This is a genomic window from Bradyrhizobium sp. NAS96.2, from assembly GCF_001908235.1.
GTDB lineage: Bacteria > Pseudomonadota > Alphaproteobacteria > Rhizobiales > Xanthobacteraceae > Bradyrhizobium.
On sequence record NZ_LGHK01000290.1, the window covers coordinates 1 to 9,317 of the forward strand.

The 9,317-nt window shown below is 65.0% G+C and carries 18 protein-coding genes; 4 read left to right on the plus strand and 14 right to left on the minus strand.

Going from position 1 to position 9,317, the window contains the following annotated elements; translation table 11 throughout:
* Nucleotides 1-112: 112 nt before the first annotated feature.
* The 13 genes from AC628_RS39805 to AC628_RS39860 all read right to left on the minus strand — a co-directional run bounded on the left by AC628_RS39805 (nt 113) and on the right by AC628_RS39860 (nt 6,071).
* Nucleotides 113-409: a hypothetical protein gene (locus AC628_RS39805; RefSeq protein ID WP_074132169.1), complete on the minus strand. Its 297-nt coding sequence runs from the start codon at nt 407-409 to the stop codon at nt 113-115.
* A complete protein-coding gene (locus tag AC628_RS39810; protein ID WP_074132170.1) occupies nt 396-827 on the minus strand; it encodes an SANT/Myb-like DNA-binding domain-containing protein in 432 nt (143 codons plus the stop codon). The genes AC628_RS39805 and AC628_RS39810 overlap by 14 nt, the downstream gene beginning before the upstream one ends.
* A complete protein-coding gene (locus AC628_RS39815) occupies nt 824-1,042 on the minus strand; it encodes a hypothetical protein (protein WP_074132171.1) in 219 nt (72 codons plus the stop codon). The genes AC628_RS39810 and AC628_RS39815 overlap by 4 nt, the downstream gene beginning before the upstream one ends.
* A complete protein-coding gene (locus AC628_RS39820) occupies nt 1,039-1,257 on the minus strand; it encodes a hypothetical protein (protein WP_074132173.1) in 219 nt (72 codons plus the stop codon). Before AC628_RS39820 ends, AC628_RS39815 begins: the two co-directional genes overlap by 4 nt.
* Entirely contained in the window at nt 1,254-1,805 is a 552-nt protein-coding gene (locus AC628_RS39825) for a DUF7220 family protein (protein WP_074132175.1), read from the minus strand. Before AC628_RS39825 ends, AC628_RS39820 begins: the two co-directional genes overlap by 4 nt.
* Nucleotides 1,802-2,188, minus strand: coding sequence for a hypothetical protein (locus AC628_RS39830; RefSeq protein ID WP_074132176.1), 387 nt, complete (start codon nt 2,186-2,188; stop codon nt 1,802-1,804). Before AC628_RS39830 ends, AC628_RS39825 begins: the two co-directional genes overlap by 4 nt.
* Nucleotides 2,185-4,038 (minus strand): hypothetical protein, encoded by a 1,854-nt coding sequence (locus AC628_RS44550; protein ID WP_074132178.1) that lies wholly within the window; start codon nt 4,036-4,038, stop codon nt 2,185-2,187. Before AC628_RS44550 ends, AC628_RS39830 begins: the two co-directional genes overlap by 4 nt.
* Entirely contained in the window at nt 4,035-4,469 is a 435-nt protein-coding gene (locus tag AC628_RS39840) for a LexA family transcriptional regulator (protein ID WP_245321565.1), read from the minus strand. Before AC628_RS39840 ends, AC628_RS44550 begins: the two co-directional genes overlap by 4 nt.
* Nucleotides 4,466-4,948 carry an HNH endonuclease gene (locus AC628_RS39845; protein WP_074132181.1) on the minus strand — a complete coding sequence of 161 codons (483 nt, stop codon included), beginning with the start codon at nt 4,946-4,948 and terminating at the stop codon, nt 4,466-4,468. The genes AC628_RS39840 and AC628_RS39845 overlap by 4 nt, the downstream gene beginning before the upstream one ends.
* A complete protein-coding gene (locus AC628_RS39850; RefSeq protein WP_074132184.1) occupies nt 4,948-5,211 on the minus strand; it encodes a DUF2312 domain-containing protein in 264 nt (87 codons plus the stop codon). The genes AC628_RS39845 and AC628_RS39850 overlap by 1 nt, the downstream gene beginning before the upstream one ends.
* On the minus strand, nt 5,208-5,375 hold the full coding sequence (locus AC628_RS44555; protein WP_168193540.1) for a hypothetical protein: 168 nt from the start codon (nt 5,373-5,375) through the stop codon (nt 5,208-5,210). The genes AC628_RS39850 and AC628_RS44555 overlap by 4 nt, the downstream gene beginning before the upstream one ends.
* Nucleotides 5,376-5,386: 11 nt before the next feature.
* Nucleotides 5,387-5,686, minus strand: coding sequence for a hypothetical protein (locus tag AC628_RS39855; protein WP_074132186.1), 300 nt, complete (start codon nt 5,684-5,686; stop codon nt 5,387-5,389).
* A 124-nt stretch (nt 5,687-5,810) separates the two neighbouring features.
* The gene (locus AC628_RS39860) at nt 5,811-6,071 is read right to left on the minus strand and encodes a hypothetical protein (protein WP_083633304.1); all 261 of its coding nucleotides are present in this window, start codon (nt 6,069-6,071) and stop codon (nt 5,811-5,813) included.
* A gap of 75 nt (nt 6,072-6,146) precedes the next feature.
* Here AC628_RS39860 and AC628_RS39865 point away from each other — a divergent pair, with 75 nt between their 5' ends.
* Entirely contained in the window at nt 6,147-6,452 is a 306-nt protein-coding gene (locus tag AC628_RS39865; protein WP_074132188.1) for a helix-turn-helix domain-containing protein, read from the plus strand.
* On the opposite strand, the gene AC628_RS39870 is transcribed toward AC628_RS39865, so the two are convergent.
* On the minus strand, nt 6,397-6,984 hold the full coding sequence (locus AC628_RS39870) for a hypothetical protein (protein ID WP_143202059.1): 588 nt from the start codon (nt 6,982-6,984) through the stop codon (nt 6,397-6,399). The genes AC628_RS39865 and AC628_RS39870 overlap by 56 nt on opposite strands.
* Before the next feature lie 283 nt (nt 6,985-7,267).
* Between AC628_RS39870 and AC628_RS43575 the strand changes: the two genes are divergently transcribed.
* The 3 genes from AC628_RS43575 to AC628_RS39880 all read left to right on the plus strand — a co-directional run bounded on the left by AC628_RS43575 (nt 7,268) and on the right by AC628_RS39880 (nt 9,112).
* Nucleotides 7,268-7,438 carry a hypothetical protein gene (locus AC628_RS43575; RefSeq protein ID WP_245321566.1) on the plus strand — a complete coding sequence of 57 codons (171 nt, stop codon included), beginning with the start codon at nt 7,268-7,270 and terminating at the stop codon, nt 7,436-7,438.
* Between the two features lie 223 nt (nt 7,439-7,661).
* Nucleotides 7,662-8,858, plus strand: coding sequence for a tyrosine-type recombinase/integrase (locus tag AC628_RS39875; protein WP_083633306.1), 1,197 nt, complete (start codon nt 7,662-7,664; stop codon nt 8,856-8,858).
* A 2-nt stretch (nt 8,859-8,860) separates the two neighbouring features.
* Nucleotides 8,861-9,112 (plus strand): hypothetical protein, encoded by a 252-nt coding sequence (locus tag AC628_RS39880; protein ID WP_074132192.1) that lies wholly within the window; start codon nt 8,861-8,863, stop codon nt 9,110-9,112.
* Nucleotides 9,113-9,317 lie beyond the last annotated feature (205 nt).

Genomic DNA, 9,317 nt, shown 5'->3' on the forward strand with positions numbered 1-9,317 from the left:
CATGCCGTCGCCTCATCCGAGGCGATGCGTCGCGCCCGCTTTTTCGCGGTCATCTTAACTTCCTAACCAGAGAGAATTCGGGAAACGCTGGACGCAACAAACACTTGGAAATTCACAGCCGCGGCTGCAGCAGGCGATCGACGATGTCGCGCGTCGACATGCGCAAGAACGCATCCCGTTCGATTGCGACGTCGAGCCGCTCGAGCCATTCGCGGCGGAAACCGCGACGCTTGAGCCGCGGCGGATCGACGACGCCGGCGGCGAGCGCGTCGCGATCCGGGATCTCGTATTCCTCGAGCTCGCCGAGCTCGGCACCCTTGACGACCAGCTGGCAGATGACCTCGGCCAGGGCCATCGCCTCCGGCCCCTCGGCGGCCAGGCAGCGCACGATCCCGTTAGCCGGCGCCATTGCCGTCCCTACTCGCCGCCCTGCGCTGGTCGAGCGCGCTACGCCCTGGCCGAGGATCTCCCAGGACGCCGCCAGTCAGACCGCAAACGGCGATCCGATCGCGCAGCTCGGCCCAATCGCGCAGAACGTCGAGATCCTGCTGCCGCCGCTCGCATCTCGCCTTGGGCGCTGCGATCGCGACCTCGTCGACCAGAGCAGGCTTGACTGCCGGACCAGGCGGCCGGCCGCGCCGCTTCTTTTGGAATGCCGAGATCGTCCGCTGCGCGAGACGCGCTTTATAAAACTCATTCTCGCACGCCTTGCTGGTTCGGCCGGGCAACGCAATCGTTGCCCAAGGGCGCATAGTGACGCCGTCACCGCTGCGCAGGCGTATCAGCTCGGCATGCTCCTCCGCCGTCCAGGCCGGCCCGCGGCTCATGCTGTCACCTCGCGCCGCGCATCGCAGGCCGGCGTCGCTGTGCAATGGATGCGCTCCTCGCCGCGCCAGAATTCATCCCAATAACCAGCAGGACCGCCCTCGCGGCGACCTACCTTCACCATGTCGCAGCGGCTGCATTGCTGCTCGGTCTTGAGCGGGAAACGCACCTTTTCGCCCCACTTGTGCCGCGTCGAGCTCTTGCGCGAAGCCTTCATTGCAGCTCGCGCCCTTCCGTCGCCGCCTCACGCCAGATGCGGCGGACCTCGTCGACCTCGGCCGGCGACAAGGCTCGATCCATGCAAAGGCACTGCCCTGCCCGATCGAACCAGATCCGTCCGCACCGTCCGCGCTGCATCCAACCCAGCGAATAGCCGAACATGAACAGGCCGAACGCGCCGACGGCGAGCGCTGCGATCTCGAGCTGCGTCATTGCCGCTGCTCCTGCGCCGCAAGCGGTCGCCTCAAACGCGCCGGCACTCCGGTCGGATTCCGGTTGCGATCGAACCGCTCGCCCTCGGCGATCGCCAATGCGACGCCGCGGACCAGGTCGCGCCGATAACCTGCCGGCTTCCACCATTCGCGCGTCCAAGGCCATTCGTGCGGGACCGCTGGCGATTCCGTGCCGGCGTGCAGAATGAACGCGGCGCCAGCCCGGCCCAGCGTACCGCGATCGTATCCGTCGTCATGCTCGGTCGACCAACCCTCGCGCTCGACCTGGCGAAACCGCTCGGCGATAACAGCCTGCATGAACGGCGACAGCGGCCGGCGGATATGCAGCGCCTCGAATAGCCGGCGCAGCAGGTACGATCTGCAGATCGAGATCACGATCATGATTAGGGCGAACGTGATGTTCTGTGCGATCGAGACCGTGACGCCGAGCAGCGGCAGGAAATAGACCTGCGCCGCAAGGCTGATGCCGAAGCCAACCAAGACGTTGATCGCGCTCTCCGCGAATGATGCCAGTTTCGTTTGCTTCATTGCCGCATTGCCCCTTTGATGCTCGCCTCGTTCTGCTGCAACCAGCGCAGCGTATTCGCAGCGGCCTCGAGGCCATCGCGTTGATAGATCGCCGCAGCCGAGCTCAACTTGCCGCGCGCGCCGCTGCGGCGATCCTTGAGCTCGGTCTCGACGGCAGTGGCCTGCCTGGTCATCGAAATTGCGCCGGCCGGCAGCGTCGCCGCGGCAGCGATGCGAGCCTCGTTTTGCAGCAGCCAGCGCAGTGTTTTCGCGCCAGCCTCGAGCCCGTCGCATTGGCGCTGCGACGCCGAGCGATCGAGCCTCGAGCGCGAGCCGGCGCTGCGATCCTTGATCTCGTTCTCGACCGCAGCGATCTGCCGGAATAGAGCAACCTTGTCGGTCATGCGCGCGCCTCGATCTCGGCCGGCGCCGGCGACGCAACCAGCTGCGCGAGGAAATCGCGGCCGGCGTCGCTGACCTTGACGCTGGATGTCGAGCAATGCGCGAAACCGGCGCCGACCAGATGCCGAACCATGTCGCCGTCGATCTTCTCGCCGGCGTCGATCGCGAGCAGCGCGGCCTGCATGTCGAGCTCGTCCTCGGTCAGCGGCAATCGAGTTTGCAGGCGATCGTCGACGACCTCGGCCGGCGCGCGATCGATGCGCGCGAGATCCATCTCGCTTTGCGCAACGACGAGCTCTGGCGCCGGCTTAGTCGCGCGGCGCAGAAACGCCGGGATGTCGAGCCCGTCGTCGGCAGGAATTTCGCGTCCAGGTCGGTTCGCCGGCGGCTCGGCTGTATCGGCGCGGCCCGTTACGGCGACGCTCGAAACGACTTCCCCGATCGGAGACGCGGCAACAGCGTCCGTTAGGGCTGGACGATCGCCGGCGTGAGCTCCGGCGTCCGCTAACTGTGAGGCCGCAGCGCTATGGCTACCCGTTGCGGCCTCGTCCGATGACCGACCATCGGCAGTCCGATCGCGCGGCGGCTCTATACTCGCTGACGCCCCGTCAGGCGTCGAGCTCGCGCCCGCGATCGCTTGGGAATCAATTCGCTCGATTGCGGCAATGTCAGCCGCGATGACCTCCTCGCGCGTCATCCAGCGCGAGCCGCTCGGCTCGTCTGCCGGCGCCGCGGCCTGGTTGCCCCACGCATGCCAGCCGGTCGGCAGCGGATGCTCGGCGTCGACGCGCGCGAACAGTTCGAGCGCCGGCACGCCGCCGCCCATCGCGGCGATCATGCGCCGGTAATGCTCCGGCTTGCGCGAGTGACCGAGCGGACGCGACCGCTCGCGATGGTTTGAGCCGAACTTTTCGCCGCTCGCCGGTTTCGGCAGGCCCTTGCCGCGCTTGAACAGCAGCAGCAGCTCGTCCTGGTCGCGCACCAGCACGGCGCCGCCGGCCTCGTCCGGATGCTCGTCATCGTTTTTCGTCCAGACGAAGGCCGTCGAGTAGGACTCAAAGCCCCATGAAAGCGCGACCGCCGAGGCGAGCGGCATCTGGCAGCGGACCTTGATGACCTCGCCGGTCCGCAGATCCGTCGCCTCGATCTCGGCCTCATGCCAGGCGAGCAGATGCGCGCGCGGAATCCAGAGAAACAGCCAGGCGTCCGGCAGCACCATATCCTTGACCGGCAGGTCGCAGATCTCCGACCACGCCATGGTCGGATAGTGGTTTTCATAGGAGCGGCTGGTCACGCCCTGGTTTCGATGCCACGGCGGATCTGCATAGATGATCGGATACTTGCGGCCGGTCGGCTGCAGCGCCGAGGCGTCCGACAGCGCCTGCGCTACGTTGCGGCGATGCTCGCGGCCCTTCTCCTCGGCGGCGACCTTGGTCAGGTCCATCGAAACGCGGCCCTTGGCCGACCGCATCTCGGTCTCATGCTGGACGAGCGCGCCCTCGAATTCTTCCGCACCCATCTCGGCGATCCGCTGCGCCCGCGCCGACAGCTTCCGATCGATGCCCGCCTCGGCCAGCGTCGCCGGCCGGTCTACCTGTTCCCGCTCGGACTGGTAGGGCTGGCCGCCCTTGGCGAGGCCGACCGTCTTCTTTTGCTCGCGGACCAGCTCGCCGAGGCGGCGCTCGGCGCGAAAGCGGATCTTCGCCGCATGGAGCTGCAGCTCAATATCCTTGGCAACAAGCCCGGCGAGCCGGATCGCCTCCCATTCGTCGCGGATCTCGAGGACCTCGTCGACGGCGACGGCCTCGGCCAGAGCGCGGCGCGCGGCCTCATATCGGACGAGCTCGGTCACGACGCGGAGCCCTCCTCGTCGTCGACGATAATGGCAACGCCGTCGCCGCACGGAACGACGGTTGCGACGTCACCCGCGAGCCCGTCGAGATGCAGCGCGATCGCGTCCTCCGCGACCGCCATCACACGCTCGTCATTCGCTGCGCAGTAGGCCGCGAGCCGCGCCGCGATATGCGGCCGGATCGAGATCAGCACGCCCGCACGGCCGAAACCGGCTAGCGAGCCGCCCCGCGATACGGTCGATAGCTCGCCGCGGTCGACCAGGCTCTGCATCAGCCGGTTGGCATTGTTCGGGCTGCAGCCCATCGCGTCGGCCAGCAGCCGGCGCGACGGCATCACGCCATGACGGCCGACGAATTCGGTAATTGCAGCCAGAGCAGCCGCCATCCGGGCTGTTAGCCCCATGCCTTGGGATGCGGGAACGTCGGTCAAAACGGAACCTCCTGCGGAAATGGGATGTCGTGAACGCGCATCAGCTCGAGGACGATCTGCTCGAGCGAAGGGATCGCCGCGCGCGGCCGGCGGTTCTTCATGTTCTGCTTGTGGGTGCACCACGAGAGATTGTCGTCGCGGTTGTCGAGCGTCTGACCGTTGCCGTGGTCGACGTGATGCGTCCGCATGAACCGCTCGGATCGCGGATCGCGGACGATCTTGATCTCGCGATGTTGCCGCAGCGTCGCACGCTCCGGCCCGACGTTGCGCTTTGCGTAGAGTTGCCAGGGCGTCCGCGAGCCCCAAGACACGTTCCAGGTATTTTTCGACAGCCACTCGTAATCGCAGGCGTCGACCAGCGACCAGACGTTATCGCGCGCCGAGAGGATGATGCGGCGCCAGGGCGTCAGCCCGGAGTCGAGCAGCCGCTCGATCGAGGCAATTTCGCTCGGCCGGACACTGGCGAAAGAGCCGTGCATCACAGCATCCCCAGCGCCTGCATGTAGGTCTCGAGGATCGCCTCCTCGGCCTCGCGATCAATCGGGTCCTGCTGCCGGATCTTGATGATCGCGCGCAGCGCCTTGACGTCGAAGCCGTTGCCCTTGGCCTCGGCGAACACATCGCGGATATCGTCCGCGATCGTCTTTTTCTCCTCGGTCAGCCGCTCGATGCGCTCGATGATCGATTTCAGCTGGTCCCTTGCGATCGTCGTCGCGCGGGTTTCTGCGGCCGACCTGGTCATCGGCGCACCCAGCGGAAACCGGCGCCAGCATCGCGGCGGCGATCGAGGAAAGGCTGCGCCGCCGCGCCGATCGCAGCGAACGCGGCGAGCAGCAGGACGCAGCCCATCATGACGAGAAAGCGCAGATCGTTGACGTCGACGCCGGCGAAAGTCTCTTGCCCCATGGATTGCCCCACTAATCCGCCATGCCGCGCTGCATGGATTCGATCTGCCGGCCGAGCTCGGCCTGCGCTTTGACCAGTTTCGAGAGCTCGAGCTGTTTTTTGAATCCGACCCACCAGGCCGGCCGCGCCTCACCCATGATCGCGTCGAGGATCTTGTCGCCGACGTCGGACTGCAGCAGCTTGGTTTGAAAGCCGCTGCCGAGATCTCGATCGCCAGCGAGACAGCGCTCGCAGTGACGGATCTCGGCGCCGGTCCGGATCGCGAGCTCAGCGGCGGTCTGATGCGGGAAAAGCTTGCGGAAAGCCTGCATCGCCGGAGAGATCGACCGGCCATCTGGCCGTTTCTTCCCGGCCAGCTGGCCGGTCCGCTTTTTTGCGTTCCCGGCCGGAACCCGTGTAGCCTCTCGCCCCATGTTGCCCCTGTGCGAAAAACCGTTAGCGACGCTTGCGACGAGGCGACCGGATGCCCCAGAGCTCCGGCGGCGCGACCAGGCCGCGCTCGGCGAGCTCGACCTCGAAAATCAGAAATGTCGGAGAAGGCAGACGGCCGCGCGCGATCGCGTTCGAGATCGCCGGCGGCTTGCAACCAGCGATTTCCGCGGCCTTGAAAGTCCCGCCGACCGCGTCAACGACGCCGGCTGCCGTGCCAACTTTTTTGAAGTGCGAATCATTCACGACGTCCGGACGATACTTCACAGATTGTGAATGTCCAAACCGTTCACATTGGGTAAATGGTAAATGTTGGCAGCATCGGCGACATTGCCGCTCGTTATGGCGGCAGCATCATCAGACCAAAATCCCGAGAGTACCGAGCAGGTTGCGCTTCGCCTCAAGCGAACGCGCGAGGCGATGAAATTGACGCAGGCGGCCTGGTGCCGCCTGGTCGGGATCGATACGCCGCAGTGGAACAACTATGAAGCCGGCGGCCGGCGCATCACGATCGATGCAGCCCTCAAGGTCTGCAAGGCGACCGGCGTCGGCCTCAATTGGATCTATCGCGGCATGGCCTCCGACGTCCCCGTCAATTTGGCGACGCAGATCCAGGCGCAGGAGCGAGCCGCACGCAAGCGCTCATAGCCGCAGCCCGCAACGCCGCCGAATGCGTTGCGACCGTCGGCACCACGATCGCAGCGCAGGCATAGCAGCAGGCCAAGACGAGCTCGCAGGCGGTCGGCAGCGTCAATTCCAGCGCCGGCGGTACGATCAGCAGGTTATGCCCGAGGCAGACCAGCGCGCCGAACAGCACCCCATAGCGTCGACCAAAGACGATCGAGCAGACCGCCGTCAGCGACCCCATGATCGGGACCTCGATCGACGGAGCGCCGACCAGCGCGACCAGCGCCGTGACGACCGGCATCCACAGCAGAAACAGCGCCAAAGTCCAGAACAGCGCCGGCCCGGCGTGGTAAGGCGGATCGAGCGCGAGGACCTGCCGCTGCCATAGCGGCCGAGGCCCCGGCGCGGTCATGTAGCCCTCGAGCAGGACGGCGAGCTCGTCGACGACCTGGCGCGCGTCCTCGGTCGAATCAGGCAGCTGGATCGCGAGCTGTAACGCGAGATGACGGTTTGCGTCCGACGACCGCGGACGGCTCGACATAAGTGCTTTCATTGTTGTTTTTCCACTGGCATTCACACGCTGTTAATCTCAGCGTTGCCTGTATTCACATTTTGTGATTATTGCTCAGGCCCTCCGGCACCGCGCCGGAAACGGGAATGTTTCTAGTTGGACAACCATTTGAATGAAATGCCCGCAAATCTACGGGTGTGAATTGAGCGACAAGGTCACGCCCTGCACTATGCAACCAGAAGATTCAGGCGTTGGGGGGACTCAACCCGTTGCAATCCCGCCCCGCGCACGCTTGGCGCGAAGCAGTGCCATTTCGGGACAACCCGTGACGCTCCGCCTGCTCGCGCTCGGTCACCATTTCGTCCGCCGCCCGCGCGGCGGCTGGCGCCTCGGCGCCCGCACCATTCGCGAGGATACCGCCGCCCGCCTGGTCGCTCGCGGCCTAGCCGAGATCGTCGACGATCGTCTGCAACGCAAGCCAAAGGCAGCCCCATGACTGCATTACCGCAGGCGCTCGACGCGCATTTCTCCGCCTTCGCGACGATCGACGTTCCCAAGCTGGCGCGCCTGATGCCGATGGACCGCACCACGATCGCGCGACATATTGCCGACGAAAGACTGACCTGCCGCATCAAAGGCAAGGGCCGCGTAAAACCTCGGCGCGTGTTCACTCGCTCCGACGTCGAGGCTTTCCTGCAGGCGATCGAGGAAACAACGCCATGTCCGTCTACCGCCCGGCCAAAAGCCGTTACTGGCACTTCGATTTCCAGATCAAAGGTTATCGCTTTTCCGGGTCAACCGAGTGCGAGAGCGAGAGTGACGCGCGTACAGCCGAGGCGGAAGAAAAAGAGCGCGCTCGCGAGCTCGTCGCCGGCTGGATCGCCGCCCGCCGAGGACCGCTGACGCTCGATCGCGCCTGCGAACGCTGGTGGGACGAGCACGGCCAGAACTTGGCTGACCTCAAGATCAAATCCGCGCTCGACCGGATCGTCGAGATTATCGGCGGCAAGATATTGCTGCAGGACATTATCGACGACACGGTCGCGAACCTCGTCGCCGAACGCCGGAAGGATCGGCGGCGCGATCGCACGGTCGTGGAAAAGGGCAAAGCAAAAATCCTGTATCGGCAGATCACGCCGTCGACGGTTAATCGCACGCTGGATCTGCTGCGCCGCGTGATGCGCCGTGCGAAAGAGAACTGGAACGCGGTTCTGCCGAACGAGCCGACCTGGAAAAAGCACCGCCTCAAACAAAAGAAACGGCCGGTCCGCGAACTGCTGCCGAGCGAGGAGCAACGTCTCGACGAGGTCGAGGATTTCGACTTTGTCGAGCTGCGCCGCTTCGCAGTCATCACCGGGCTTCGCCGGCAAAACCTGTTGCTGAAATGGTCGCAGGTCAATTTCGAGCTCGGAACGATCGCCGTCATCACCAAAGGCGACGAGCCGAGGATCATGCCGCTGTCACGCGAGGCCTACGCGATCCTTTGGCGCCGGCGCGGTCACCATCCGGAATTCGTTTTTACTTACAAGGCGAAACGGACCTGGAAAAACCGCACCAGGAAGGGCCGCAAACTCGGCGACTTAGTCAAAGGACAGCGCTATCCGATCACCGCCGAGGGCTTCTCGTCGCACAAGGATCGCGCCTGGTCGAAAGCCGGCGTCAATGCGCGCATTCACGACCTGCGCCACACGACCGGGATGCGAACGCTGCGCGCGACCGGCAATCTGCGCATTGTGCAGGAACTGCTCGGCCATTCCACGATTGCCATCACTTCCGAATTCTACACCGGCGCAACGGTCGACGACGTCCGCGCCGCGATGGAACGCACGGCCGAGGCGCAGAAGCGCCAGCGCGAGCTGCTCGAGGCGCTCGAGCAGCAGCAGCCGAAGGCGATCGAGAACAAGGGCGACGAATAGCCATGACGAAAAAAGAGCGCGGCTATGAACCGTTTGTGAAGCCCTGGCGCATCGTGGAGCACTCCGAGAGTTTCGAGATCCAAGACGCGGCCGAGCAACATCTGGCCTATGTCTATTTCGAGGACGAGCAAACCCGGCGCCGGTTCATGCGGCGCCTGGCGAAAGATGACGCGCGCAAGATGGCCGAGCAGATCCTGCGCCTGCCGCAGCTGGTGCGGATCGCCCGCGGCCTCGATCCAGAGCAGGACGGCTAGGCCGTGTACTCAATCCGGCATTCATTCAGTATTGCAATGTCCGCTTCACCATTAGAAGCAGCCATCACTGCGTCAAAGATCGAGGACAGCTAAGGGCCACAGGACTAAACCGCTCGCGCGGTAGGGCGCTGCTGCGGTCAGCGTAGCCAAGACGATAGCGCAACGGGGCGTCCTGTCTTGAGATGAGGGGTTCGCAACCCTTCAC

Bases quoted from the DNA above. Each gene is read 5' to 3' on its own strand.
- AC628_RS39850 (WP_074132184.1), bottom strand. From the start codon at position 5,211: ATGACCAGGTCGGCCGCAGAAACCCGCGCGACGACGATCGCAAGGGAC.
- AC628_RS39810 (WP_074132170.1), bottom strand. From the start codon at position 827: ATGAGCCGCGGGCCGGCCTGGACGGCGGAGGAGCATGCCGAGCTGATA.
- AC628_RS39830 (WP_074132176.1), bottom strand. From the start codon at position 2,188: ATGACCGACAAGGTTGCTCTATTCCGGCAGATCGCTGCGGTCGAGAAC.
- AC628_RS39805 (WP_074132169.1), bottom strand. From the start codon at position 409: ATGGCGCCGGCTAACGGGATCGTGCGCTGCCTGGCCGCCGAGGGGCCG.
- AC628_RS44555 (WP_168193540.1), bottom strand. From the start codon at position 5,375: ATGGGGCAAGAGACTTTCGCCGGCGTCGACGTCAACGATCTGCGCTTT.
- AC628_RS39820 (WP_074132173.1), bottom strand. From the start codon at position 1,257: ATGACGCAGCTCGAGATCGCAGCGCTCGCCGTCGGCGCGTTCGGCCTG.
- AC628_RS39845 (WP_074132181.1), bottom strand. From the start codon at position 4,948: ATGCACGGCTCTTTCGCCAGTGTCCGGCCGAGCGAAATTGCCTCGATC.
- AC628_RS39825 (WP_074132175.1), bottom strand. From the start codon at position 1,805: ATGAAGCAAACGAAACTGGCATCATTCGCGGAGAGCGCGATCAACGTC.
- AC628_RS39815 (WP_074132171.1), bottom strand. From the start codon at position 1,042: ATGAAGGCTTCGCGCAAGAGCTCGACGCGGCACAAGTGGGGCGAAAAG.
- AC628_RS39855 (WP_074132186.1), bottom strand. From the start codon at position 5,686: ATGCAGGCTTTCCGCAAGCTTTTCCCGCATCAGACCGCCGCTGAGCTC.
- AC628_RS39870 (WP_143202059.1), bottom strand. From the start codon at position 6,984: ATGAAAGCACTTATGTCGAGCCGTCCGCGGTCGTCGGACGCAAACCGT.
- AC628_RS39880 (WP_074132192.1), top strand. From the start codon at position 8,861: ATGACGAAAAAAGAGCGCGGCTATGAACCGTTTGTGAAGCCCTGGCGC.
- AC628_RS39865 (WP_074132188.1), top strand. From the start codon at position 6,147: ATGGCGGCAGCATCATCAGACCAAAATCCCGAGAGTACCGAGCAGGTT.
- AC628_RS39875 (WP_083633306.1), top strand. From the start codon at position 7,662: ATGTCCGTCTACCGCCCGGCCAAAAGCCGTTACTGGCACTTCGATTTC.